A 22,435-nucleotide genomic window follows, 5' to 3' on the forward strand; every position below is an offset into this window, starting at 1 on the left:
GCGCTCGTGTCCTCGAATGGCATCCCGAACCCCCCAGCGCAAAGCGCGCCAAACTGTTCGCGATGTCCTCGCACACCTGTTCGCGATGTCCCCGGTCCAAACACCCACTTGAGGGGGAGATGTCCGGTAGGACAGAGGGGGTCGTCTCGCGTGGATCGGCGACCCCCTCTGTCGCCTTCGGCGACATCTCCCCCTCAAGCGGAGAGATTGGAAGCGCCTTATTCCGCCGGCGTCGTCTCCAGCGCGGCTTTGCGCCCAAAGCGCTGCACCACGAAACGTCCCATCTTCTGGCCGGGCACTTCGATCAGCGTATAGGTGATCCAGGACAGCAGGCACACCACCGGCAAGACGAGGACAACAACGATCGCGAAGCGCAGCGGCGCCGACAATTCGTGGCCGAACTGGGTGATAACCAGAGCCGCCGCCGGCTGGAGAACCAGCAGATGGATCAAATAGATGCTGAAGGAAAGCTCACCCATCAGATGAAAGAACCGGTTGGCGAGCGTCATGGCGATCTTTCTGGCCATGATGCCCGCTATTCCCGGCAGCATCTGGTAGAGAACCAGCGCAAAGAAACCCACGACGAGCGCTTCGCGCATCAAAAACTTGCCAAGCCCGTAGCCGCCGCCGAAGGGCAGCGCGGCCAGAGCCATGGCCAATGTCAGATGCACGAAAGGCCGCTTTTGCCTTTGATGGACGACGCCCGCCAGCAGCATCCCGCACAGGAAAATCTGCATCTTCAGCGGCAGGAACGACGGCATCGGAAAATGCACCGACAATTGTCCCATCAACAACACGATCGCGCTGCCGATCGCCGCGACCAGGATACCGCTCCATATCCAGTCAAGCCTGCGCACCAGCAGCATAATCGCCGGGAACACTGCATAGAACTGCATCTCCAAGCCAAGGCTCCAGTCGGGCAGCGGCGTGCGATAGGCGAAATTCGGCACCAGGCCGAACAGGAACAGCAGATGGGCGCCGATGTTTTTCAAGCCGCCGTCGAGATAACGCTCGGGCGCCTGCGGCGACCGCAGCAGGAACTCGTCGATGACCATCCTGGACTGGTAGAGATAAGGGCCAAGCGCCAGGGCAGCGAACAGCATGACGTAGAACAGCGGCGCAATCCTGAAATAGCGGCGGGTCCAGAACTTCAGCCAGGTTTCCGGCCTTTGCCAGGGCTCCTTGTCCTGGCGCAGCTGGTAGTGGAACACCATCAGGAAACCGGACAGCATGATGAAGAGGTCGACGCCGAGATCCGGTTCGCCGAGAATAGGAATATGCCAGCCGGTCAACAGCAGGCAGTGTCCGATGAGCACCCAGATCGCGGCGAGCGCCCGAAGCCCGTCCAGGCACTCGATGCGCGATGACCGGGCTTCTGTCATGCCGGACTCCTCGATGGCCATGTTGCATTGCAGCATGGCGGCTGAGGAAGGAATGTCAACCGTGCGGAAGGAACACGAATTGCGCTCGGCTGTTACGGAAAATGCGGAAGCTGCCGATCTCCCCACTCGTGGGGGAGATGGCCGGCAGGCCAGAGGGGGGCGCGAAGGAACGCCAAGCTCAGTTTCGTTCCCACCGGAATGAGCCGATGGCGGTAATTGCAAATTGATCACCGAGGCGGCGGGATAGCGCCCCCTCTGCCCTGCCGGGCATCTCCCCCACGAGTGGGGAGATTGGCAGCATCACCGCTTCTTCGCCAACCTTGCGTGCCGGCGCCAGTACCACCACGCCAGCACCCGGTTGCGGAACACTCTTCTCATGGCGCCCATGTCAAACCCCCAGCAGCACGCGGCGCTGGCCGGTGAGGTCGCCGGGCGACAAATCGGTCTTCACGGTTCCTGCAGTGCCATCATTGGCCGCAAGCTGAGCCCGTAAAGCGGCTTCGCGCGCCTGCACGTCCTTGTCGGCAATGGTCGGTGTCGGCGCCAACGGCTTCAGCGCCGGCGGCTTTTGAAAAAGGCACATGGTTTTCTCCAAAGTGAGAGCTTCTTGTCCAGTCGTAGAGCAGAAAGTCCTCGCCGTTCCGGCCATAGCCCGGCAGGCGGCAGCGTTGCGTCGCGCCCAGCCTTGCAAGCCAGCGCAGCGCCAAACCGTTGGCTGCCAAGGCGCGGGCCTCGACCCGCCAGGCGCCGCGTGCCGCAACCTCCGGCCCGAGCACCGCGTGAAAGAACTCCGTAATAGCAGGCACGCAGCGCCGCATGCGGCGCGTGCCCCAACTCCAGGCGATCCACAATCCGCTGCGCTGCTCGGCAGCACCGAAGCCGGCCTCCGGATTGCCATCGAGCTCGGCGACATAAGCAAAGCCCTGCAGCGCCGTCAGTGCCAGCAAAGCCGGCGACCAGTTGTCCAATTGGCAGTCGATTTCGGCCCGATCCTCGGGGCGCAGATTGGCGGCGATGTAGGAGAGGTCGCGCAACGTGGCGGGAATGATGCGGAGGGTCACCTGAACAACCCCAGCGGATCGGCCTGCCCGGCCTTCCGCCGCGCCGCCTTGAATACCGCCGGATCGACCACCGCTTCCCGCAGCATCATCACGCCATAACGGGTCGCGGCCATCAGATCGTCGCGCAGCTTCACCACCTGGCCGTCCCTGCGGTGATAGAGCCGGAACTCCTCGAACCAGGGCAGAAGCGTCGAAAACACCTTGAAGCGGCCGGATTGCATGCGGTCGAGCATGTCCATCAGCCCGGCCTCGACCGATACGGAACCGTCGGCGAACTGCGCATGGCTGGCGAGCATGTTCAGCCCATGCGCGGAATATTGCTTCGCAAGCGCGGTGCCCGCACCCTCCAGCGTCTCGCGCCCGCCGGCGCGCGGCCATGCCCATGGCAGCCAATCGCCCACGGTTTCAGCGTCAGCGCCTGCATGGCGGGAGTCTGCTGCGAGGCACGGCAGGCCTTCGTGACATAGACGACATCGGCTTCCGTATCCCAGGCAAGCTCGACCGCGGCCGAGGGATGGTCCCAACCGAAATCGAGCGCGCCGAGCCGCGGCCAATAGCGCGGCAGCCGGAACGGCTCGCAGGCGATCAGCTCCTCGGCCACCGGAAAGATGCGGCCGGAGCCGAGCACCGGAATGCCCTTGGCCCGCGCCTCGCGCTCATGCGCCGGATAGGCGGCAATGATCTCGGCGCGCTGCTGCGGCGTGTAGTGCTCGGCGTCGTCGATGGTCATGAAGGTGACGTGACGGGTCATTGTTTTCACCCTCGCGGCATTGAATCATGGTGGCAGGTGTTGGACGTATGCTGCTGTTCGGTAAGATGTTTTCATGATGGCGGGACAGCGCCCCCCTCTGTCCTGCCGGACATCTCCCCCTCAAGGGGGGAGATGGCAGCTTCAGCGTCTCGCTTATCCGCAAGCATTGGAGATTGGCGAAAGCCAATGCGACATCCAATCTCCCCACTAGAGGGGGAGATGTCCGGCAGGACAGAGGGGGGCGCGAAGGAACGCGAGTTGCGCGATTTCGCAGCCCTGTCATCCCCTCCCCATCCCTCCCACCTGCTCCGCGGACAAAAACAGCAGCACCACGTCCGACATGCCGAGCAGCGGCGTGAAGGTGACGATGGTGATGCCGCCGGTGGCGTTGGTGCGGGTCAGCCCTTCGGAATAGATGTCGAGCGGCGGCTCCTCGTCGAACCAGACGCCGTGCAGCGTCTCGCCCTGCCACTTCTCGCGGCCCTTCTCGTAACTCTTGAACGACAGCACGGATTCGCCGGCCTGCACGTCGCCACCGCCGCCCCAGGCCACCACGACGCTGTCGAGCGCGCCCGGCGCCCGCCCCGCCATCGTGCTGAGGATCGCGTCGGCCGGGATCATACCGGTGCCCCACGCCGCCTGCTGCTGCGGCGGGCCGATCAGGATGCGCTGCGGGTTGTCGCGCGTGCTTTCGCCGGTGACGCCGGCCGCCCACATCCGAACCGGACAATCGAAAACCTTGCCTTGCCACCAGTCGGGATAGCGGCCGGTGAGGTGCATCGCCCACTCGGCGCCGCCGGCCCTGGTCTTGCCGAGCTGGTTGCCGGCCATGAACAGGCGTTCGCGATTGGTCGCGCCGGCGGCGTGGAATTCGGCCTGTCGGGGATAGGGCCGATAGGCGGCAAGCTGGTTAGTGCGGCGCCTCCGGTCCAGCTCCGCCAGCAGGCTGAGATATTCCTTCCTTGCCGCCCGGCTGTGCGAGGCCTTTTTCGAGGCCCGGCTTCTCGAGGAACGGCCTAAGGACGGCTTCGAGGCCGCGGATGCGCTGCCTGATTTCGTCATCGCTCAATGCATCCAGATTGTTGATGTTGACACTAAGATCCTTGGGCAGCACCGACAGCACGAGCTTCAGATACTGGTCGGGCTTTTCGGCGCGCACCTCGGCGATGACGCCGGCGCCATGGGCGCGGAAATCGGCGCGGATCGCTTCGAGAAAGCCGTCGGCCAGCGTCTTCTTCGCCCGCCTGGTCTGCTTGCCGGGTGCTTGATCGTGCGGCTGCGGATCGCCGGCGGAAGGAGCTTTGGCCATGCCCTACTCCGCCGTCCCGGCGGAGATCGCCGGCTTCTTGTTGCCTGGCCGCACGATGCGCTTGCGCGGCTTCGCTTTCTTGGCGGCGCGCGCCGACTTCGGCTTCGGCGGCTGGCTTGCCGATTTCGCATCGGTCGTCGTGCCAGGCCCCAATGTACTGGCGTCGGGCAACGCATTCAGCCTTGCCCTTAGAATTGCCGCCGCCTTGCCGTCGAGTGCTCCCAACGGGAAGCCGAAACCGCCGACCGCGTCGCCGGGGCCGCCGCGCACCATGCCGATCCGCACGCCGACGACAACCTGCTCGAAGCGGCCATGGCGTGCATAGGGTGCGGTGCCGGCGAACTCGCCAATAGCGCTGACGACCTCTCGGCCGTCATCGTCGATGATGATGGTGGCGTAACGGTTGGACATGGTGCTTTTCCTGGGATGGGCGCACGGCGGCGCGCTAATTTGAGGATCCTCGAGGTCGCGTTCCGTCGCGCCCCCCTCTGTCCTGCCGGACATCTCCCCCACAAGGAGGGAGATTGGCTGTCATCACCGCTTTCGCCAATTTTGTAGGATGCAAAAAAGGTGCTGTCGCCCAAGCTGCCAATCTCCCCACTAGAGGGGGAGATGTCCGGCAGGACAGAGGGGGGCGCTGTCCCGCCAACTTCACAGCCGGCAGCACGCACATCATTCGATCGAAAGATAAAGCCTGAAACAAAAAACCCGCCTCGGCGGGCGGGTCGTTGGAGCCAATTAGCACCATACGCAGATTAGTAGCATAGCTGCCGGCACAAAGCAAGAACAAAATGTGGCACGGTGAAAAAAAGCGATTTCCTTTGCCCGCCGCGAGGTTGTGCTCAAGAAACGGTCGCCAAGGTTGTGTTCATTCGCGCCCCCTCTGTCCTGCCGGACATCTCCCCCTCTAGTGGGGAGATCGGCAGTTCCAGCGCCTCGCTGCGTCCGCCCACTTCACAGCCGGCAGATCACGTAACGTTTGGTCGAAAGGGAGCCTGAAACAAAAAACCCGCCTCGGCGGGCGGGTCGTTGGAGCCAATTAGCACCATACTCAGATCAGTAGCATAGCTGCCGGCACAAAGCAAGAACAAAATGTGCCATCGGCGGCAAAAAATGGGAACTTCCCTCGGTGCCTCGGCTGTCAGCCGGCAAGCTTGCGTTCCTTCGCGCCCCCCTCTGTCCTGCCGGACATCTCCCCCACGAGGGGGGAGATCGGCAGCTTTGGCGGCAGCGCCTTTTTGCACCTACAAAATTGGCGAAAGCGGCAATGACAGCCAATCTCCCCACTAGAGGGGGAGATGTCCGGCAGGACAGAGGGGGGACGCTGTCCCGCCGACTTCATAGCCAGCTCACGTAACGTCTGATCGAAAAAGAAGCCTGAAACAAAAAACCCGCCTCGGCGGGCGGGTCGTTGGAGCCAATTAGCACCATACCCACATTAGTAGCATAGCTGCCGGCACAAAGCAAGAACAAAATTCACCTGAGACGCGAAAAAACGCAGAGTAGCCGATTGGCGAAGCACACTGGAATGTCCGGCGAGACGCCACCGTCCGGATCAGAACAGGCATTCGCGCGTTTGAACCCTAGCCAATGGGAGCAAAAATCATGAACGTCGCCAATCTGCAACTCGAAGGCCTGCTTATGGCCATCGCATCGATCAATCAGGTCCTGGTCCGCAAGGGCGTGCTCTCCGTCGAGGAGATAGATATCGCATTGCGCAAGGCCGAAGCCAGCGAGACCAACGAGGAAAGGTCCGAAGGCATGTCGGCGTCGAGTCGCGATGCCGTCAACTTCCCGATCCGACTGCTGGAGCTGGCCAATCAATGTCAGCCGGAGACGGACATGCCCTCCTTCTCAAAACTGGCGCGCATGGTCGGTCAGATCAAGGAACCTTACAACGACCAGATGTGACGCGGCGATCGAGGATGACCGCCGCAGCAAGCTTTGGCATCACCCCCTGCCAAGCCTCAGCGCCAGGACGCGGCCCGGCCCGTGCACGGCGGCAAACAGCAGCCCGGCCAGGAAGGTGAAGTGATCGACGAAGAAGCCGAACTCCGCCTGGTTGCCGGCCCAGTGCGACGGCCCGTGGAAGGCGAAGCCCAGGAACAGCACATAGGCGCCGGCGACAAGTGCTGCCCATGAGAAGAAGGCGCCAGTCAGGAAGCATAGAACGAGGACGACCTCAAGCAGGGCTGCGCACCAGGCCAGGAAGAGCGGGAATGGAAACCCGGCCGCCGCGATATAGCCGGCGGTGGCGCCGATATCGACGAATTTGAAGATCACGGCCATCAGGAAGACGGCTGCGAAGATCAGGCGGGCGATGAGGATTGCCGCGGTCTGCCACGGCGACTGGACGGTTGATTGAGCGGTTTCCAAGGTCACGACGTCCTCCCAAGAGTTACGATGGTTGTGCCCCAAGGACGCACCACCAGCCGCAAGCCCGACATCATCCCCCGAAAAACCTGCAGGAGACAAGTGCGCGGGGAGAAGGCAGGTTTCCTCGCCCCCATTCATGGGGGAGAGGTGGCGCGGCGAAGCCGCGACGTTGAGGGGGACTGCGCCGGCAAAGAAAAGGCCCCTCTCCGGCCGCTTCGCGGCCCTCTCTCCGCCGCTTCGCGCGAGGCGAGGAACCCGAGCCTGAAACTACCCTAAGTTCACCCCCGGCTTGCTGATCGGCTCCCGTACCGTTCCATACTGGCTGCCCCAGCGGTCGGTCATCGCCCAGCGTATGTCCCAGAGTTCCGGGAAGAAGCGGTGGCGGGCGCCGGCCTCCAGCAATTCGACCGGCCTGCCCTTCAGCGATTTCGCGCCGAGGCCGATCGTGCGGTGGATGAGATAGAGGTGGTTGGCGCGGAATTTCTGGAACAGCTCGTCGAACTCGACCAGCGCTTCGGCAACGACATAGCTGTCGCCGTGATCGTAGCCGGTATCGTAGACATCCTCGACCGAGAGGCCGCGGCCGTCGAGGTATGACGTCTTGAAGGCCCGCCACAGATCCGGCGGCAGACGCAACAGCTGCTTGAAACCCGGCGATTCCTGACCGCTGCCATTGCCGAGCTGCAGCCGGATCTGCTGGTACTCCTTGGGCGACATGGTTTCGAGCAGGTCGAGCTGCGCCGTCATCAGCCGCATCAGCCGGTGCACGCGTCCCATCAGCGTGACGATGCGATGCGTATCCTGCTTTTCCAGGAAATCGACGACATCGACCAGCGTATAGGCGATGAGCTTCATCCACAGCTCCTCGACCTGATGCACGATCTGGAACTGCAGCTCGTCGGCATTGACCATCTCGGCCAGCGGCTTCTGGCAGGCCAGCAGCCTGTCGCATTTGAGGTAGACGCCATAGTCGCGCATCTCAGGCGTTTCGATGCGGGCATAATAGTCCTGCTTGTCCATGGCCATGCTCCTTGCCGCGGCCGTTGGGCCGCAGGCGTTTGTTGGATCCCGGTCCCCGAGTCTAATCGCTTTCTTGCCGAACATTGTCCCTTTCTGTTATTCGATTGGCGAGAAATGAAGGACGAAAGCTGCCTCTGAAGCAGACAGAAAGAACGAATGATGCTGGATGCGGTCGACCGGAAGATCGTCGCGGTGCTCGAACGCGATGCCCGCACCTCCTTTGCCGCGCTCGCCGATGAGGTCGGCCTGAGCAAGACGCCGTGCTGGAAGCGGGTCAAGGCGCTTGAGGACGCCGGCGTCATCCGCGGCTACTCGACCCTGATCGACCCAGCCAAGCTCGGCTTCGGCATCGAGGCCTTCATCCAGGTGTCGATCGATTTCGAACTGTCGGACGCCTTCGAGGCGGCGGTCAAACAGCATCCGCTGATCCGCCGCTGCCACGCCACGACTGGCGAGGCCGACTATCTCCTGCAGATCGTCACCGTCGACATGATGGCGCTCGACAGGATGCTGCGCGAGGAGCTCAGCCGGCTGCCCGGCGTGCGGCGCACGATCACCTCGATGGCGATGCGCGAGATCAAGGGCGGCATCTCGTTCGCCAATGCCGTCGGGCATACACAGACCAAGCGATAGACCGGTCAGGCCCTGGTTATCAATTCGCGTCCCAGCCGCTTCGGTTGCTCGGCGCGCAGAACCACATTTGTCGTCACCGTGCCGTACCGGCCGATGCTGTCGACGATGCTTTCAAGGTCGGGCGGTGACGGGACCACGACCTTGACCAGAAAACAATCCTCACCGGTCACCCGCAGCACCTCGACCACCTCCGGCAATTGGGCGAACTTCTTCAGGCAGGCCTGGATATGCTCATGCGTGGTGCGCAGGCGGATGACCGCCATGGTGCCGAGCCCGAGCGCTGCCGAATTGATCACCGCCTTGTAACCGGTGATGACCCCGCGCTCCTCCAGCCGCTTCACCCGTTCCGAGGTGGCGGGCTGGGACAGTCCGACGCGGCGGCCAAGCTCGGAAATGCCGATGCGGCCATCCTCCTGCATGATCTCAATGATCGCCAGATCGGTGGGATCGAGCCTTGGCCGATAATCGCCGTTCCGCATGATCGCCTTTAATCCATCGGATTTCGTCGCTGCTTTCCGATGATCTCTCATTCCGCTGCCCAGGAGAAGACCTAGAATTGCGCGCGGCATCAGGAAAGAAGGGCTTCGCATGACCGACTTCATCATTGTGCCGGGCATCGGCGGATCGGGCAAAGCCCATTGGCAGACGCATTGGCAGCAGGCAAGCCCGGCGATGCGGCGGTTCAGTCCGGCGAGTTGGGATGCGCCGGATTTCGACGACTGGGTGGCAGCACTGGAAACCGCTGTATGCCAGGCATGGACACCGCCGGTGCTCGTCGCCCATAGCCTCGGCTGTCTGCTGGTCGTACACTGGCAGCGGATCTCCCCCCGCTCTATCGGCGGCGCGTTGCTGGTCGCCGTTCCGGACCCTGCGTCGCCGGCCTTCCCCTCCTCGGCCCGGGCCTTCGCCGACGCGCCGCAACAACAGCTTCGCTTTCCGTCGCTGATTGTCGCCAGCACCAACGATCCCTACGGCTCGCTGGACTATGTCAGGGCGAAATCCGAGCGCTGGGGCAGCGATTTCCATATCGCCGGGCCGCTTGGCCACATCAATGGCGACAGCGGGCTCGGCGACTGGCCGGTGGGAATGGAGCTGCTGACGGCTTTTCTCGGGCGAACGCAAGCAAGCGCCCGAGGCGCCGTGCTTCAGCCGTGACCGCAATGGGACGGCTACCTTGCCGCCGTCCTGATCTGGTTTGCGCCGCGGCGCCGCGCCTCAGTTCGATGCTGCGGCAGGTGTGCTGAGCTCCAGGAACGGCACTGTCGAACCCGGGATCATCGACTTCGGCAATTCGCCGTTCCATCTCTCCGCCTTGGTCAGTTCGACCAGCAGCGGATTGTTGGCGATTGCGGCGGCGCGAGCCTTGATGGCGCCCGCGGTCGCATCGCCTTCGACCCTGGTCTTGTAGGCGCTGGCCTCGGCTTCGGCCTTGACGCTGTCGGCGCGGCCCTTGGCCTGGGTGACAGCGATATCGGCCTTGATCTTTTCCTGCTGCAGGTTCTGTTCCTGCTTCTGCACCTCCACCTGCGCCGTCATCCTGGCTTCGACCGCCTGCTCGTAGGCGTCGGAGAAGTCGATGTTCTCGACCTGCACGCTGTCTATCATCACCGGGCCGTCGGTTACCGCCGCGATGGCGTCGGCAACGTCCTTGTTGAACTTCGCCCGGTTCTGGATAACCGACACCGCGTCGTACTGGCCGAACACGGTCTTGATCTCCTGCGGTGCTTTCCTGGCAATGACACGGTCGGCCAGTGCCTCGATCGATCCATAATTGGTGTAGACGTTGCTGACTTCGGCGGCCGGCACGTGGAAGTTGACGGTGACGCGCATGTCGGCCGGCTGCTGGTCGCGCGAATAGGCCTGCATGGCCGGCAGGCCGCCGCAAGCGTTCTGGTTCTCGCAGCCCCATTTGAGCACCTGCTGGCGCAGGCTGATCTTCTCGACGCGCTGTAACCACGGCAGCTTGAAATGCAGTCCGGGATCGACGACCGAACTCAGCGCCCCGTTGGTCAAGAGCACGCCGCGGTCGCCCTGATCGATCGTGTACCAGGATCCAAACAGCGCAAAGATGCCGAGCGCCACGATGAGGAGTGCGTCGACCCCGACGCCGTCCCCGGCTTGCCCTGCGGACGGCCTGAATTGCCTTGCGTTTCGGTCATTACCCCACCCCAACCCGATTGCCCGTGCTGCTTTTGCCCACAATAGCGGCGGCATTGCAATCCTCTCGACATGGAAGGATCTTCGCGCCGGCCGGCCCCGGACCGGCGGGGTGGTTCAGGCTGGCTAGCGGATTTCCCCTGCAGCCGCGGCAGTACGCGTTGCCTGGCGTCTCCTTCTGCCGTTCGGCATCGCTTTTGCGCTTCGGGCAATCCTCGTAGTCGTGGTCGCGCCCACCGCAGTAGGAGCAGCATTTTGCCGGCGCGTCGGAGCGAAGCATCGTTGGCATGCACAAGGATGCACGAAAACCCGACAGATTGCGACGGCTTGCGCACCGGCAACGTCGATTTCGCCACGGAACCGCTGCCGCCGCATGAAAGTTATCTGCTCATTGCAACGGGAGCACAGGACATGGCCGACGACCCGAACCGCTACGAGACCGGAGCGAGGAAATATCCGGCAAAGATGAGCCCCGACGCGGCCGACCAATTTTCGCAGGATGCGGCCGGCAACAAGCCGCCTCCCGGCGGCATGGGATTGACCAGGCCGGCTGACGATTTCGACGACAAGACCCGGCATTCGGAGGGCCAGAACCCGCCGCGCGCAGCGATCCGGCCAGACCACAAGGCCACCGCCAAGAAGCCCGGCGAGGACGCAAAACGATGAACGTCGCCAATCTCCAACTCGAAGGATTGATGATGGCGATCGCGGCCGTCAACAACGCGCTGGTCCACAAGGGCCTGCTGTCGGTCGACGAGGTCGACATGGCGTTGCGCCGGGCCGAGGCGGCGATGACCAGCGACGAGCGTCTCTATGAAGACATGTCGCCATCCAACCGCGACGCCGTCTGCTTTCCGCTCAGGCTGCTGCAGGCGGCCAACAATGCCCAGGGCGAAACCGGCGTGCCGTCCTTTGCCGAACTGGCCAGGATGGTCGGCCGGACCAAGGAGCCCTATAACGACCAGATGTGATGGAGGACGCCATGGCCGACGACAAATCCAAGACCAAGCAGGATCGCAAACTGGTCTCAGGCGAAGAGCCTTACGAGGTCGCTGCCTTTGCCCGCAAATACGGCATACCGCAAAGCGAGGCCGCGACCATCATCAAGCGTTACGGCCCCTCGAGGAGGAAGCTCGACGCGCATATGGCGAGCCGCAACGCCTGAACCAATTCTGGCGGCGGCCGCCGTTCACGCCGGAAGCGTCCCTGCCCTGCCGCCTTGTCGAGAGTATCGGCACCGTCAGCCGTGACCTGTCGGGTTCGCCCCTGTGGGGATTCAACGCCTGGTTTTGACAGCCGCGGAATACTCTCGCCGCGCAACAACTCATTTACCTCGACGCTGTACCAGTCCGGTGAGCAAAGCCGGGGGTCGGATGCAGGAACAATTATTGCGCTATGAATGTGTCATGGAGCCGAACGGCCGTTGGATGGTGTGGGACATCGTTCACGATCTGCCGGCGCAATTTTCGGAAATCGCGCTGATCGGCCTGAGCCGTCGTGAAGCGGTTTCGCTCTGCCGGCTGCTCAACGAGACGAGCCGTTCCGAGACGCGGCAGAGCCGGGCCTCCTGAGAAGCGCGTGCGTCTCAGGCCTGTCCAGGCGAAGAGGATTTTCATGCGATCGACAATATTCGGTCTGGTCCTGCTGCTGCCGGCGGCCGCACTGGCAGAACCGATCGAGACGCAGAAGATCATCACCGCGGCGACCGGCGATTGGAACGGCGACGGTGCCGCCGATCTGGCGATGATCGTCGAGACCGAGCCCGGCCATCCCATGGATCTGCATTTGTTCCGCAGGGACCGCGACGGTAATTTTCTCAGACCTGCCGGGGTCGTGCATGAACAGATTTACGGCGAATGGAAGGATTACGAGCGGCCGGGCCCCGCCAGATCCGACACCGAGCCCGAACTCACTGCGCTCCCCAACGGCTCGATCAAGCTCTATGTTCCGGCGATGGAGATCGGCAGCGAGCGGACCAACAAGACGCTGACGCTCGCCTGGCGCAACGGCACGTTCGTCGTCGCCGGTTTTGCCTATGAATATTGGGATTACATGGACGACAATGTTGCCGGCGACTGCGACTACAATGTGCTGACCGGCAAGGGCAAAAGCAGCAAGAAGTTGGCGGACGGCAGCACCAGGCAAGCGACCGTATCGGTCGAAGGCAAGGTCATCCCATTTGCGGAATGGACTCCGGGCACTGGCTTCAGCGCTTGCGGAGAGTGAGAGGTTTCGGTTGCCTCACTGCAGCGGCGGCTTCCACAGCAGACTGTTGCGATCGGCGGACTTGACGCGCAGCCAGGTTTCGCGGCCGTCGCGCAGCACCCGGAGCGGGATCTCGGCGCCCGCCGGGCCGCTGTTCCAAAGCTTGCGATAAAAATCGGCAAGCCCATCGACCGCCGTGTCGCGGACATCCGAGATGACATCGCCTTGGCGAAGGCCCGCCTGGGCGGCTGGACCGCCCTCGGCGACGCTCATCACCACGACCTTGCCGTCGCTCTCCGCCGAGAAGGCGCCGAGCCACGGCCGCGGCGGCTTGGCGACCTGCCCGCGCGTCAGCAGATCGTCGAGGATGGGCGGCAGAAGATCGATCGGCACCACCATGTTGATGTCGGCGACCTCGCCGTTGCGGCTCATCTGCAGGCGCAGCGAACCGATGCCGAGCAGCCTGCCATCCGCGCCGATGAGGCCGGCGCCGCCCCATGAAGGGTGAGCCGGCGCCGTGAAGATCGCCTCGTCGAGCAGATATTCCCAATAGCCGGCGAATTCCTGCTTGGTGACGATTCGCGCCCGCACGGAGCGGCCGACGCCGTCGGAGAGCACGACGGGATCGCCGATCTTCGCCCTGGACGCGTCGCCGAGCGCAATGGCGGGCAGCCCGAGCGGCGCCAGCGCCTGCACCAGGCCGAAGCCCGACTCCTGGTCATAGGCAAGCGCATGGGCGGGAACCACGCGCCCGTCCTGGTCGGCCAGCCAGACCTCCTCGGCCTCGGTAATGAGATAGCCGATGGTGAGTACCAGCCCGTCGCCGCGGATGACCACGCCACTGCCCTCGCGGCGGGTGCCAAGTGTATTTGCCGTGAAGGCGTCCTCCGGCACGGTGGCGCGGACGGCCACGATGGATCGCAAAAGGGGTTCGATATTCATGCTTTGGTTCCCGGCAATGTTCGCAGGCTGATATGGGCTATAGGTATGGCGCAGGTGATCAGGCGCAAGAGGTGGCGCCGGCTTTGGCGTGGACCGGCGCCGCGCCGTTCGCGCCGGGGTTTTGCAACAGCGCCGGCAGCCCTATCTGTACCTACGGCTATCCCGAGCTGCCCTATGCAAAGTTCCTCCGCCATTACCCACGTTGATATCTGATATCCTCCCAACCCAACCTTCCAAAGGCCTCCGAATGAACGACTACGCAACGGACCAATACACCCCGCCAAAAATCTGGACCTGGAACAAGGCAAATGGCGGCGCTTTCGCCAGCATCAATCGGCCGATCGCCGGCCCGACGCATGACAAGAAACTGCCGGTCGGCAAGCATCCGCTGCAGCTTTATTCGCTGGCGACACCGAACGGCGTCAAGGTGACGATCATGCTGGAGGAACTTCTGGCGCTCGGTCACAGCGGCGCCGAATACGACGCCTGGCTTATCAGGATCAACGACGGCGACCAGTTCGGCAGCGGCTTCGTCGAGGTCAACCCGAACTCGAAGATCCCGGCCATGATGGATCGCAGTGGGAAAAAGCCGGTCCGCATCTTCGAATCCGGCTCGATCCTGCTCTACCTCGCCGAAAAATTCGGCGAATTCCTGCCGACGGAGCAGCCGGCCCGCGCCGAGACCCTGTCATGGCTATTCTGGCAGGTGGGCTCGGCGCCCTATCTCGGTGGCGGCTTCGGCCATTTCTATGTCTATGCGCCAACGAAGATCGAATATGCCATCGACCGCTTCGCCATGGAAACCAAGCGGCAGATGGACGTGCTCGACCGACGCCTCGCCGAAAGCGAGTATTTAGGCGGTAGCGACTATACGATTGCCGACATTGCGGTGTGGCCCTGGTATGGCGGGCTGGCCAAGGGCCGCATGTATGACGATTCCGGCGAGTTCCTGCAGGTGGAGCAGTACAAGAACGTGCAGCGTTGGGCCGACGCCATCGACGCGCGGCCGGCGGTCAAGCGCGGCCGCATGGTCAACCGCACCTTCGGCGAGCCTTCGATGCAGCTGCACGAGCGCCATGATGCCAGCGATTTCGAGACCAAGACGCAAGACAAGCTCGCGGCGGCCAAAAGCTAAGCCGACGACGCGCCGATCTCTCGCCTTGTAGGGGAGATCGGCAGCTTCGGCCGACTGCTCAGGCCCGTCTCTACCGCCGCCATCCAAGCTGGCATCAACAAAAGGGAGCTTGCCAGCCGGTTGTAAAATGTGGCGTTGGGCACGGTCGTACAAGCAGCAGGCAGGTTTTCCCGCTAGCTCAAAAACGACGATATGAGTTGGGCGATATATATTAGTTGACTAAACTAGCGGAACGTCCAATGCACATTCCCAGAACCGAACATGTCCTGTCTAGACCATCATATCTATATGGGACATTACTACATAAGCTGAACGCGACCTCGACGGTTCGGCGGCACAGCCCTCAGACGCCGCGGCTTTACCTCCGCGCTTTTCGCCCCGGATCCGTAGATCAACCGGACGACGAACAGGAAATATCCAACCTGCATGACGATCAAGGTCAAGATCGTCCAGGCCAGCGTCTTCCAGATTGAACCCGTCGCAAGGTAAGTCGAGATCGCCACGATGGACGATATGGTGGTCAGCGCCACCAGAAACCGTGGAAAGTTCATGACTTTTGCGCCGCCCCGTAACTCGCAACAGCCGGGACGAACTCCCCTAACCCATTACCCCGGACCAACGTTTTCACTATTTTGGCAATTGCGCAACCACCAAATAGAACAGCAGTTAACGCATGCTTCCGTGATCAGGGGCTGCGTGTCAGGTCACCAAGGTGGGCCGGCTTGGACGGCGGCTGCGCGTCCCTCCTCCCCAACCAGCTCTCCATACCCCCTCACAACCCCATCAAGCCCACGTATTCGCCACGTCTCCCCTTCGCACGCCTCGAGATAGGACTGGCCGAGCGGGACTTTCCCTCCGCCGTCCGGCAGGTCCAGCACGTAGACGGGATTGCAGATGCCGGACAGGCGCGCACGCAAGGCGCTGACCAGCGCCTGGCCCTCGGCGATCGTGGTGCGCCGGTGCGCCATTCCGGGCACGAGGTCGCCGTGGTGCAGGTAATAGGGTTTGACGCCAAGACGATACATCAGCTCGCGGCACAGCTCTTCCAACACCTCGACCGTATCGTTCACGCCTTTCAGCAGAACGCTCTGGTTCAGCAGCACGAAGCCGCCCTGCCGCAACGTGCGGCAGGCCCGCTCGGTCGCCTCCGTGATTTCGCGTGGATGGTTGAAATGGGTGACGACCGTGACCATCAGCCGGCCCTGCAAGGCTTGAACCAACCGGCCGGTGACGCGCGACGGCAGCGCGACGGGTACGCGAGTGTGGATGCGCAACAGCCGCACGTGCTGGATCGCCTCGACTCGGGCGCGGATTTCCGCCAGCACCTTGTCCGGCAGCGACAGTGGGTCGCCGCCGGTCAGGATCACCTCGCGGATTTGCGGATGGGCCGCGATATAGGCGAAGGCCTCGTCGAGAGCTTCGCGCGTATAGCCGCGGCCGATCGAGGTCAGCTGCTCCTTGCGAAAGCAGAACCGGCAATAGACCGCGCATTGATAGGTTGGGAACAGCAAAACCCGGTCGGCATGGCGATGCGTCAATCTTGGCACCGGACTGAAGGCGTGGTCGGCGATCGGATCGTCGAGTTCGCCCTCCTGCTCTGCCAGTTCGTCGGGCGACGGGATGACCTGAAGCCGTATCGGATCGGCGGGGTCGTTCCAGTCGATCAGGTCGAGATAGGCCTTGGGGATGCGAACCTTGTGGCGCGTGGCCGCGGCTTCGGCCGCCGCCCGCTCGGCTGGCGACAGCGGCAGCGAATCCAGGTCGCCTACATGCCGCACGCCCTCGCGAACATCGTCCTGCCATGCGGCATCCGCCTCGCGAGCGCGCCGGTCATCGGCTGTCATGCCGGCCCCATCGACCGCCATGCTGGCGTCGGGGATGTCGGGATGTGAGGTCATTGCAGGCTCCTTGAATTTCGGCCGGGGTACAGCAATGGAGCCAGGACTTGAAGGCAATAAGCGGTGTTGGCCGGGTTGGAGGGCGCGGCAGGAAGCCACAACCGGCCACTGATCGGCACAATCGTCCAACATCGCTGAGGCACAACATTAGCTTGCGCTCATATTAGCTTGAGCGTATACACATAAACGGCCGGTGATCTACCCCCCAACCGGTTAGGCTCGGCGCCAGTCCCTCCCTACCCCTCAGGTCAACGACGCCGGGCCGCTCGGGGTCCGCCTGGTTGCCCGCGGGAGACCGGACCTCTTCGTGTCGATCACATGCCCCCTGCTCAAGCAGCACCCAACTGAACATACCAGCTGAACACATCGGCGATGCCCGCGTCTCTCGGCCTTCCCGTCGGCGGCCGCGGTCGCTAATCTCGGATTGCGAAAAAGCTGGAGAAGAGCGTATGGCGATCGACTTGTCGCCAAGGCTTTTGGCGATCGTCAATGCGCTGCCCTTGCGGCAGGGCATGCGAGTGCTGGAGATCGGCTGCGGACCGGGTGCTGCAGCGCGCGAGATCGCGCGCCGGATCGGCGGCGGGCACGTGCTGGCGATCGACCGCTCGGCCAAGGCCATCGCGCAGGCCGGGGCCGCTTCGCGCGCCGAGATTGCGGCAGGCCGGCTGAGCCTTCGCCAGGTCGCCATCGAGGATTTCGAGTTGGAGGCCGACGAGAAGCACTTCGACATTGCCGTTGCGGTGCGCGTCGGCGCGCTGGACGGGCGTCATCCCGAAGCAGGAAAAATTGCCCTGCGACGGCTCGGCGCCGCGTTGACCGCGCAAGGCCGGCTGTTCATCGATGGCGGCGATCCGCTGCGCGAAATTGCGATACACGGCTGAACAGCTCGTGCTTAGCCTCCGGAATCGAGCGGCAGAGCTGGGTGCGCGCCTCAGCTCCGCAACCCCGGCGCCTCCTGCCCGGTGCGCTCGACATATTCGGTATAGCCGCCGCCATAGGTGTGGATGCCCTCGGGCGTCAGTTCCAGCACCCGGTTCGACAGCGCCGCCAGGAAATGGCGGTCATGCGAGACGAACAGCATGGTTCCCTCGTACTGCGACAGTGCTGTGATCAGCATTTCCTTGGTGGCGATGTCGAGGTGGTTGGTCGGCTCGTCCAGCACCAGCAAATTGGGCGGATCGAACAGCATCAGCGCCATCACCAGCCGCGCCTTCTCGCCGCCCGATAGCACGCGGCACTTCTTCTCGATCTCGTCGCCGGAAAAGCCGAAGCAGCCGGCCAGCGCCCTGAGCGGCGCCTGGCCGGCCTGCGGAAATGCATCTTCCAGCGTCTGGAACACGGTGCGCTCGCCCTCCAGCACTTCCATGGCGTGCTGGGCGAAATAGCCCATCTTGACGCTAGGCCCGCGCGCAACCGTGCCATTGTCCGGCTCGGAAGCGCCAGCGACCAGCTTCAGCAGCGTCGATTTGCCGGCGCCGTTGACGCCCATGATGCACCAGCGCTCGCGGCGGCGCACCTGAAAATCCAATCCCGCGTAGATCGAGCGGCTGCCATAGCCCTTGTGCACGTTCTTCAGCGTCACCACGTCCTCGCCGCAGCGCGGCGCCGGCTGAAAGTCGAACGACACTTTCTGGCGGCGCTTGGGCGGCTCGACCCGGTCGATCTTGTCCAGCTTCTTCACCCGGCTCTGCACCTGCGCGGCATGCGAGGCACGCGCCTTGAAGCGCTCGATGAAGGCGATCTCCTTGGCCAGCATCGCCTGCTGGCGCTCGAACTGCGCCTGCTGCTGCCGGTCGGCGATCGCCCGCTGCTGCTGGTAGAATTCGTAATTCCCCGAGTAAGCGGTCAGCGAGCCACCATCGATCTCGACCACCTTGTTGACGATGCGGTTCATGAACTCGCGGTCATGCGAGGTCATCAGCAGCGCGCCGTCGTAGTTCTTCAGGAACTGCTCCAGCCAGATCAGGCTTTCGAGGTCGAGATGGTTGCTCGGCTCGTCGAGCAGCATGGCGTCGGGCCGCATCAAAAGGATCCTGGCCAGTGCCACCCGCATTTTCCAGCCGCCGGACAGCTTGCCGACGTCGCCGTCCATCATCTCCTGGCTGAAGCCAAGGCCGTCCAGCACCTCGCGAGCACGCCCATCCAGCGCGTAACCGTCGAGCTCCTCGAAGCGGTGCTGTGCCTCGCCGTAACGGGCGATGATCTCGTCCATTTCACCGGCGCGATCGGGGTCGCCCATCGCGTGCTCGAGCTCACGCATCTCGGCCGCCACTTCGCTCACCGGCCCGGCGCCGTCCATCACTTCGGCAACGGCGCTGCGGCCGGACATGTCGCCGACATCCTGGCTGAAATAGCCGATGGTGACGCCGCGATCGACCGAGACCTGGCCCTCGTCAGGCTGCTCCTCGCCGTTGATCATGCGAAACAGCGTTGTCTTGCCGGCGCCGTTAGGCCCGACCAGCCCGACCTTCTCGCCCTTCTGCAACGCGGCGGAGGCTTCGATGAAGACGATCTGCCGGCCGTTCTGCTTGCTGATGCTTTCGAGACGAATCATGGTTTTCCAGGAAAGGCCAAAGGAGAGTTCTCGCGCCAATACGCGATAGGCCGCGCCGGCGGAAGCCCGCAGTAGTGAGGCGCCCCGCGCCAAATTGTCTGAACCCAGTTGCTTCCCGGCTGGATCAGGCTTTGACGGCGTAGGGATGAGCCGGCGGATCAGCTATCGGTCAGGGCTTTTGTCGTCGCCAGCTTGACCCCGGCGGCGGCAAATGCCGCATTGTGCCGGGCGATGATCTCCGCGGCGGTCTCGCTGGCCGCGTCGAGCGTGCTGTGGGCGTCGGAAACCACGGTGCCCTTCACCGTGGCCGCCACGCAGAAATCGGTCTGCGCGCCGATCAGAACGACCTCGCCGGCGCCCTGCCCGGCCACCCATTCTGCAAGCGCGGCATTGCTGAACGCGTCGCCGACACGCTTGGCGAACGTCGGCTCGTCCTCGGCCTGGCCGAGCGCCGGCCACACCGGCCAGCCCGGCTCACCCGGCGCCAGTGGATCGCCCTGCGGCCCGTCATGCCTGATGAAGGCGACCTTGCGCCCGCTGCGCCGTGCCCATTCGATCAGCGCCCGGGTGCGGGCAACGATGCCGTCGGCATCATGGATCGGCGGTTCGGCAACACCGTCGAACATGCCGGTCTGAAGGTCGATCACGATGAGCGGCGCCGTGGCCGCGGGGCTGGTCCCTGACATGGTTTTTTATAGCACGAGGGCGGAGCTGATCAAGGATCAGGGCCGCGATGGCGCGCACGGGCAACCGCAAGTGGCTGGAGTTCGAGATATGTGACAATCCGCTTGCAGCGGCGCTAACATAGCGCGCCATTGGGATGTGGGTCAGTTCGAAATTCCGGCTATCGGCCGTGACCGGATTGCATTCGTGGCAAGCTCCTGCGAAGAAATTCCCATGACACATGCAGCCGTAGCTTTCCTTGCGATCGTGACTTCGGTGTTGGTTGCGATCCTACCCGCACAATCGCAAGAGTGGACGCCCTCGGAGGACGCGGTTCGAGATGCAACGGAAACGGTTGGTCGCTATTTCCTTTCGCTCGATAGCCAAGAGTATGGGCGGGCATACGAAATGATAACTGATACCGCCAAAGCTTCGATCCCATCGAACGCCTTCGTGGAGCAAAGTAAACATTTTCATTCTCAGGCCGGCGCTGTGCGCGAGCGCCGGCTACTCAAATTCACGTGGTTGAAGGACCCAGAGAACGCTGCCTTTCCTGGCGTCTATGCCGCAGTCGACATAGCGGCGAAGTTTGAAAACATCGATCGTTACTGCGGCTATATTGTCCTCTATCAGCGGCCGTCAGGTGGAAATTTTCGAGTCATGCGGGTCGAAAGCAACTTCATCGACAACTCTACCGCGAAAAGCATTGAAAAGACCCAATCGAAACTCGAATTGGATCGAGCATGGGCCGAGTTGTCGGCTAACTGTCCGAATTTTCCATCGTGAAGGTGAGGCGGTCCGTTTTTGTACCTTCCGCAACCATCGGCTTTTCGGTTTCCCTCGCTTCGATCAGCGCAACGATGTCGGTGAACTCCTACAGTTTGCCGGCCGAGGATGATGAACGCGGGGAGATCGCAGCGTCTGTCCTCATCCAATCCCACCTGTCAGCTCATAGGCGCCGGCGGCGCGCCCGTCCTAAAGCCGCACGATGGTGCCCTTCTTGCGGTTTGGAGGTTGGCGAAAGTGGAGGGGCAGTTCAATTCCCCCTTGGGGTCCCTCGGGCCCGAAGGAACGGGCCCTTCGCAAAGTAGCCGGCGGCCCCCGGTGCACGATCACACCCGGCCCGATGTCTCATCCTCGCCAAAAATCCCGGTCACCCAGTCGATGAACAGGCGTACCCGTGGCGCGAGCTGGCGGTTCTGTGGGTAGAGCGCCGACAGCGGTGTCGGCGACGGCGGGTAATCCGGCAGCACTTCGACAAGCGTGTCGCGTGCGAAATCCCCGGCGAAGCGGTAATGCGGCGCCTGCACCAGGCCGAAGCCGAGACGCGCCAGCTCCGCCATCGTGTCGGAGCCGTTGACCGTCACCCGGTTGGGCAGGCTGACATAGCGCAACGCGCCGCCGACGGTGAATTCGAGCGGCATGACCTCGCCGGTCCGCGACGAGCGGAAGCCGACCATCAGATGGCCTTCGAGATCGTCGAGGGTTGCCGGCATGCCGAGGCGTTCGCCCGCGAAGCGGCGCGGCCAACCTGACTGGTTGCCGCCCGGAAAGGCGGCGCCAGCCTCCGTGCCTCACTTCAACTCCACCCAGACCGGCGCGTGATCGCTGGCGCCGGTCTCGCCGCGCACGTCGCGGTCGATGCCCGCCGCTACCAGCCGGCGCGACAGCTTCTTGCTGAGCAAGATGTGGTCGAGCCGCAGGCCGGCATCGCGCGGCCAGCGATTGCGGCGATAGTCCCAGAATGTGTAGAGCGTCTCCGTCGGGTACTTCTTGCGCAGCGCGTCAAGCCAGCCCTGGTCGAGCAGCCGCTGGAACGATGCGCGACTTTCCGGCTGCACCAGCGCGTTGTCGTCATAGGAGCGGGTCGGGTAGATGTCGCGCGCCTCGGGCACGATGTTGTAGTCGCCGGCCAGCACCACGGGCAGGCCGGTGTCGAGCAACTGCGCCGCATGCGCCTCCAGCCTTTCGTGCCAGTTGAGCTTGTACTGGAATTTCGGGCCGGGCTGCGGGTTGCCGTTCGGCGCGTAGAGGCAGGCGACGACGATACCGTTGACCGCCGCCTCGATGTAGCGCGCCTGCTGGTCGCTATCGTCGCCGGGCAGCGCCTCGCGGGTCAGAACGGGTTCTGCGCCACGCGAAAGGATGGCGACGCCGTTCCAGGTCGGCTGCCCGACCCAAACCGCGCCGTAGCCGGCGGCCGCCAGCGCAGTGCGCGGAAACTGCGTCTGTCTCGCCTTGAGCTCCTGCAGGCAGGCGATGTCGGGTTTGGCGGCGGCCAGCCATGCGAGCAGGTTCGGCAGCCGGCTGTTGATGTTGTTGACGTTGAAGGTGGCGATCTTCATCGGC

The 22,435-nt window shown here is 63.4% G+C and carries 28 protein-coding genes and 1 pseudogene; 11 read left to right on the plus strand and 18 right to left on the minus strand.

What is annotated here, in order from left to right; all coding sequences use genetic code 11:
* Positions 1-218: 218 nt before the first annotated feature.
* The 7 genes from NKJ84_RS19175 to NKJ84_RS19200 form a co-directional block, all read right to left on the minus strand.
* Complete coding sequence (locus tag NKJ84_RS19175; protein ID WP_352507772.1) at positions 219-1,382, minus strand: acyltransferase family protein; 1,164 nt, start codon at positions 1,380-1,382, stop codon at positions 219-221.
* Positions 1,383-1,849: 467 nt separating this feature from the next.
* Positions 1,850-2,443 carry a hypothetical protein gene (locus NKJ84_RS19180; RefSeq protein ID WP_352507773.1) on the minus strand — a complete coding sequence of 198 codons (594 nt, stop codon included), beginning with the start codon at positions 2,441-2,443 and terminating at the stop codon, positions 1,850-1,852.
* Positions 2,440-2,844, minus strand: a complete 405-nt coding sequence (locus tag NKJ84_RS33265; RefSeq protein ID WP_502904030.1) for a phage terminase large subunit family protein — start codon at positions 2,842-2,844, stop codon at positions 2,440-2,442. Before NKJ84_RS33265 ends, NKJ84_RS19180 begins: the two co-directional genes overlap by 4 nt.
* Complete coding sequence (locus NKJ84_RS33270; protein ID WP_502904031.1) at positions 2,742-3,194, minus strand: terminase large subunit domain-containing protein; 453 nt, start codon at positions 3,192-3,194, stop codon at positions 2,742-2,744. Before NKJ84_RS33270 ends, NKJ84_RS33265 begins: the two co-directional genes overlap by 103 nt.
* A 279-nt stretch (positions 3,195-3,473) precedes the next feature.
* Positions 3,474-4,025, minus strand: coding sequence for a terminase large subunit domain-containing protein (locus tag NKJ84_RS19190; protein ID WP_254819621.1), 552 nt, complete (start codon positions 4,023-4,025; stop codon positions 3,474-3,476).
* 79 nt (positions 4,026-4,104) lie between these two features.
* Entirely contained in the window at positions 4,105-4,503 is a 399-nt protein-coding gene (locus NKJ84_RS19195; protein WP_254819622.1) for a hypothetical protein, read from the minus strand.
* 3 nt (positions 4,504-4,506) lie between these two features.
* The gene (locus tag NKJ84_RS19200; RefSeq protein WP_352507774.1) at positions 4,507-4,914 is read right to left on the minus strand and encodes a hypothetical protein; all 408 of its coding nucleotides are present in this window, start codon (positions 4,912-4,914) and stop codon (positions 4,507-4,509) included.
* Between the two features lie 1,194 nt (positions 4,915-6,108).
* Between NKJ84_RS19200 and NKJ84_RS19210 the strand changes: the two genes are divergently transcribed.
* Positions 6,109-6,414, plus strand: a complete 306-nt coding sequence (locus tag NKJ84_RS19210) for a hypothetical protein (RefSeq protein WP_023675713.1) — start codon at positions 6,109-6,111, stop codon at positions 6,412-6,414.
* Positions 6,415-6,453: 39 nt separating this feature from the next.
* On the opposite strand, the gene NKJ84_RS19215 is transcribed toward NKJ84_RS19210, so the two are convergent.
* Both NKJ84_RS19215 and NKJ84_RS19220 read right to left on the minus strand, forming a co-directional pair.
* The gene (locus tag NKJ84_RS19215; RefSeq protein WP_254819626.1) at positions 6,454-6,885 is read right to left on the minus strand and encodes a DoxX family protein; all 432 of its coding nucleotides are present in this window, start codon (positions 6,883-6,885) and stop codon (positions 6,454-6,456) included.
* 261 nt (positions 6,886-7,146) lie between these two features.
* Positions 7,147-7,899 carry a tryptophan 2,3-dioxygenase family protein gene (locus tag NKJ84_RS19220; RefSeq protein WP_352507775.1) on the minus strand — a complete coding sequence of 251 codons (753 nt, stop codon included), beginning with the start codon at positions 7,897-7,899 and terminating at the stop codon, positions 7,147-7,149.
* Between the two features lie 156 nt (positions 7,900-8,055).
* Here NKJ84_RS19220 and NKJ84_RS19225 point away from each other — a divergent pair, with 156 nt between their 5' ends.
* Positions 8,056-8,532, plus strand: coding sequence for an Lrp/AsnC family transcriptional regulator (locus NKJ84_RS19225; protein ID WP_352507776.1), 477 nt, complete (start codon positions 8,056-8,058; stop codon positions 8,530-8,532).
* Positions 8,533-8,537: 5 nt separating this feature from the next.
* Here the strand turns inward: NKJ84_RS19225 and NKJ84_RS19230 are convergent, their stop codons facing one another.
* Positions 8,538-9,011, minus strand: a complete 474-nt coding sequence (locus NKJ84_RS19230) for an Lrp/AsnC family transcriptional regulator (protein ID WP_352507777.1) — start codon at positions 9,009-9,011, stop codon at positions 8,538-8,540.
* Positions 9,012-9,120: 109 nt separating this feature from the next.
* Between NKJ84_RS19230 and NKJ84_RS19235 the strand changes: the two genes are divergently transcribed.
* Complete coding sequence (locus NKJ84_RS19235) at positions 9,121-9,687, plus strand: RBBP9/YdeN family alpha/beta hydrolase (RefSeq protein WP_352507778.1); 567 nt, start codon at positions 9,121-9,123, stop codon at positions 9,685-9,687.
* Positions 9,688-9,747: 60 nt separating this feature from the next.
* Here the strand turns inward: NKJ84_RS19235 and NKJ84_RS19240 are convergent, their stop codons facing one another.
* Positions 9,748-10,746 (minus strand): prohibitin family protein, encoded by a 999-nt coding sequence (locus tag NKJ84_RS19240; protein WP_352507779.1) that lies wholly within the window; start codon positions 10,744-10,746, stop codon positions 9,748-9,750.
* Positions 10,747-10,986: 240 nt separating this feature from the next.
* On the opposite strand from NKJ84_RS19240, the gene NKJ84_RS19245 reads away from it, so the two are divergent.
* From NKJ84_RS19245 to NKJ84_RS19265, 5 genes are all read left to right on the plus strand, one after another.
* Positions 10,987-11,355, plus strand: coding sequence for a hypothetical protein (locus NKJ84_RS19245; RefSeq protein ID WP_352507780.1), 369 nt, complete (start codon positions 10,987-10,989; stop codon positions 11,353-11,355).
* Positions 11,352-11,660 carry a hypothetical protein gene (locus NKJ84_RS19250; RefSeq protein WP_023675703.1) on the plus strand — a complete coding sequence of 103 codons (309 nt, stop codon included), beginning with the start codon at positions 11,352-11,354 and terminating at the stop codon, positions 11,658-11,660. The genes NKJ84_RS19245 and NKJ84_RS19250 overlap by 4 nt, the downstream gene beginning before the upstream one ends.
* 11 nt (positions 11,661-11,671) lie before the next feature.
* Positions 11,672-11,854 carry a DUF3606 domain-containing protein gene (locus NKJ84_RS19255; protein WP_023675702.1) on the plus strand — a complete coding sequence of 61 codons (183 nt, stop codon included), beginning with the start codon at positions 11,672-11,674 and terminating at the stop codon, positions 11,852-11,854.
* 241 nt (positions 11,855-12,095) lie between these two features.
* Complete coding sequence (locus NKJ84_RS19260) at positions 12,096-12,260, plus strand: hypothetical protein (protein WP_023675701.1); 165 nt, start codon at positions 12,096-12,098, stop codon at positions 12,258-12,260.
* A gap of 43 nt (positions 12,261-12,303) precedes the next feature.
* Positions 12,304-12,915, plus strand: a complete 612-nt coding sequence (locus NKJ84_RS19265) for a hypothetical protein (protein WP_352507781.1) — start codon at positions 12,304-12,306, stop codon at positions 12,913-12,915.
* Between the two features lie 15 nt (positions 12,916-12,930).
* Here the strand turns inward: NKJ84_RS19265 and NKJ84_RS19270 are convergent, their stop codons facing one another.
* Entirely contained in the window at positions 12,931-13,836 is a 906-nt protein-coding gene (locus tag NKJ84_RS19270; RefSeq protein ID WP_254819635.1) for a S1C family serine protease, read from the minus strand.
* A 247-nt stretch (positions 13,837-14,083) separates the two neighbouring features.
* Between NKJ84_RS19270 and yghU the strand changes: the two genes are divergently transcribed.
* Entirely contained in the window at positions 14,084-14,971 is an 888-nt protein-coding gene (yghU, locus tag NKJ84_RS19275) for a glutathione-dependent disulfide-bond oxidoreductase (protein WP_352507782.1), read from the plus strand.
* Positions 14,972-15,270: 299 nt separating this feature from the next.
* Here yghU and NKJ84_RS19280 read toward each other — a convergent pair whose 3' ends face one another.
* Complete coding sequence (locus tag NKJ84_RS19280; RefSeq protein WP_352507783.1) at positions 15,271-15,522, minus strand: exopolysaccharide production repressor protein; 252 nt, start codon at positions 15,520-15,522, stop codon at positions 15,271-15,273.
* 153 nt (positions 15,523-15,675) lie between these two features.
* Complete coding sequence (locus NKJ84_RS19285) at positions 15,676-16,815, minus strand: KamA family radical SAM protein (protein ID WP_352507834.1); 1,140 nt, start codon at positions 16,813-16,815, stop codon at positions 15,676-15,678.
* 503 nt (positions 16,816-17,318) lie between these two features.
* Here NKJ84_RS19285 and NKJ84_RS19290 point away from each other — a divergent pair.
* Positions 17,319-17,750 carry an SAM-dependent methyltransferase gene (locus NKJ84_RS19290; RefSeq protein ID WP_352475533.1) on the plus strand — a complete coding sequence of 144 codons (432 nt, stop codon included), beginning with the start codon at positions 17,319-17,321 and terminating at the stop codon, positions 17,748-17,750.
* A 50-nt stretch (positions 17,751-17,800) separates the two neighbouring features.
* Here the strand turns inward: NKJ84_RS19290 and NKJ84_RS19295 are convergent, their stop codons facing one another.
* Together NKJ84_RS19295 and NKJ84_RS19300 are read right to left on the minus strand one after the other, a co-directional pair.
* Positions 17,801-19,423, minus strand: coding sequence for an ABC-F family ATP-binding cassette domain-containing protein (locus NKJ84_RS19295; RefSeq protein ID WP_352507784.1), 1,623 nt, complete (start codon positions 19,421-19,423; stop codon positions 17,801-17,803).
* Positions 19,424-19,581: 158 nt separating this feature from the next.
* A complete protein-coding gene (locus tag NKJ84_RS19300; protein WP_502896258.1) occupies positions 19,582-20,109 on the minus strand; it encodes an isochorismatase family protein in 528 nt (175 codons plus the stop codon).
* Between the two features lie 211 nt (positions 20,110-20,320).
* Between NKJ84_RS19300 and NKJ84_RS19305 the strand changes: the two genes are divergently transcribed.
* On the plus strand, positions 20,321-20,872 hold the full coding sequence (locus tag NKJ84_RS19305; protein WP_352507786.1) for a DUF4019 domain-containing protein: 552 nt from the start codon (positions 20,321-20,323) through the stop codon (positions 20,870-20,872).
* A 326-nt stretch (positions 20,873-21,198) separates the two neighbouring features.
* On the opposite strand, the pseudogene NKJ84_RS19310 reads toward NKJ84_RS19305, so the two are convergent.
* A pseudogene (locus NKJ84_RS19310) lies at positions 21,199-21,594 on the minus strand (LysR substrate-binding domain-containing protein); the annotation flags it as partial.
* 66 nt (positions 21,595-21,660) lie between these two features.
* A complete protein-coding gene (locus tag NKJ84_RS19315; protein ID WP_352507788.1) occupies positions 21,661-22,431 on the minus strand; it encodes an exodeoxyribonuclease III in 771 nt (256 codons plus the stop codon).
* Positions 22,432-22,435: the final 4 nt, after the last annotated feature.

It is taken from the genome of Mesorhizobium sp. M0048 (assembly GCF_040323405.1).
Taxonomy (GTDB): domain Bacteria; phylum Pseudomonadota; class Alphaproteobacteria; order Rhizobiales; family Rhizobiaceae; genus Mesorhizobium.

Coding starts and splice junctions, on each gene's coding strand:
- NKJ84_RS19175 (WP_352507772.1), bottom strand. CDS start 1,382: ATGACAGAAGCCCGGTCATCGCGCATCGAGTGCCTGGACGGGCTTCGG.
- NKJ84_RS33270 (WP_502904031.1), bottom strand. CDS start 3,194: ATGACCCGTCACGTCACCTTCATGACCATCGACGACGCCGAGCACTAC.
- NKJ84_RS19190 (WP_254819621.1), bottom strand. CDS start 4,025: ATGGCCGGCAACCAGCTCGGCAAGACCAGGGCCGGCGGCGCCGAGTGG.
- NKJ84_RS19195 (WP_254819622.1), bottom strand. CDS start 4,503: ATGGCCAAAGCTCCTTCCGCCGGCGATCCGCAGCCGCACGATCAAGCA.
- NKJ84_RS19200 (WP_352507774.1), bottom strand. CDS start 4,914: ATGTCCAACCGTTACGCCACCATCATCATCGACGATGACGGCCGAGAG.
- NKJ84_RS19210 (WP_023675713.1), top strand. CDS start 6,109: ATGAACGTCGCCAATCTGCAACTCGAAGGCCTGCTTATGGCCATCGCA.
- NKJ84_RS19220 (WP_352507775.1), bottom strand. CDS start 7,899: ATGGACAAGCAGGACTATTATGCCCGCATCGAAACGCCTGAGATGCGC.
- NKJ84_RS19225 (WP_352507776.1), top strand. CDS start 8,056: ATGATGCTGGATGCGGTCGACCGGAAGATCGTCGCGGTGCTCGAACGC.
- NKJ84_RS19230 (WP_352507777.1), bottom strand. CDS start 9,011: ATGCGGAACGGCGATTATCGGCCAAGGCTCGATCCCACCGATCTGGCG.
- NKJ84_RS19235 (WP_352507778.1), top strand. CDS start 9,121: ATGACCGACTTCATCATTGTGCCGGGCATCGGCGGATCGGGCAAAGCC.
- NKJ84_RS19240 (WP_352507779.1), bottom strand. CDS start 10,746: ATGCCGCCGCTATTGTGGGCAAAAGCAGCACGGGCAATCGGGTTGGGG.
- NKJ84_RS19245 (WP_352507780.1), top strand. CDS start 10,987: ATGCACGAAAACCCGACAGATTGCGACGGCTTGCGCACCGGCAACGTC.
- NKJ84_RS19250 (WP_023675703.1), top strand. CDS start 11,352: ATGAACGTCGCCAATCTCCAACTCGAAGGATTGATGATGGCGATCGCG.
- NKJ84_RS19255 (WP_023675702.1), top strand. CDS start 11,672: ATGGCCGACGACAAATCCAAGACCAAGCAGGATCGCAAACTGGTCTCA.
- NKJ84_RS19260 (WP_023675701.1), top strand. CDS start 12,096: ATGGAGCCGAACGGCCGTTGGATGGTGTGGGACATCGTTCACGATCTG.
- NKJ84_RS19265 (WP_352507781.1), top strand. CDS start 12,304: ATGCGATCGACAATATTCGGTCTGGTCCTGCTGCTGCCGGCGGCCGCA.
- NKJ84_RS19270 (WP_254819635.1), bottom strand. CDS start 13,836: ATGAATATCGAACCCCTTTTGCGATCCATCGTGGCCGTCCGCGCCACC.
- yghU (WP_352507782.1), top strand. CDS start 14,084: ATGAACGACTACGCAACGGACCAATACACCCCGCCAAAAATCTGGACC.
- NKJ84_RS19280 (WP_352507783.1), bottom strand. CDS start 15,522: ATGAACTTTCCACGGTTTCTGGTGGCGCTGACCACCATATCGTCCATC.
- NKJ84_RS19285 (WP_352507834.1), bottom strand. CDS start 16,815: ATGACAGCCGATGACCGGCGCGCTCGCGAGGCGGATGCCGCATGGCAG.
- NKJ84_RS19290 (WP_352475533.1), top strand. CDS start 17,319: ATGGCGATCGACTTGTCGCCAAGGCTTTTGGCGATCGTCAATGCGCTG.
- NKJ84_RS19295 (WP_352507784.1), bottom strand. CDS start 19,423: ATGATTCGTCTCGAAAGCATCAGCAAGCAGAACGGCCGGCAGATCGTC.
- NKJ84_RS19300 (WP_502896258.1), bottom strand. CDS start 20,109: ATGTCAGGGACCAGCCCCGCGGCCACGGCGCCGCTCATCGTGATCGAC.
- NKJ84_RS19305 (WP_352507786.1), top strand. CDS start 20,321: ATGACACATGCAGCCGTAGCTTTCCTTGCGATCGTGACTTCGGTGTTG.
- NKJ84_RS19315 (WP_352507788.1), bottom strand. CDS start 22,431: ATGAAGATCGCCACCTTCAACGTCAACAACATCAACAGCCGGCTGCCG.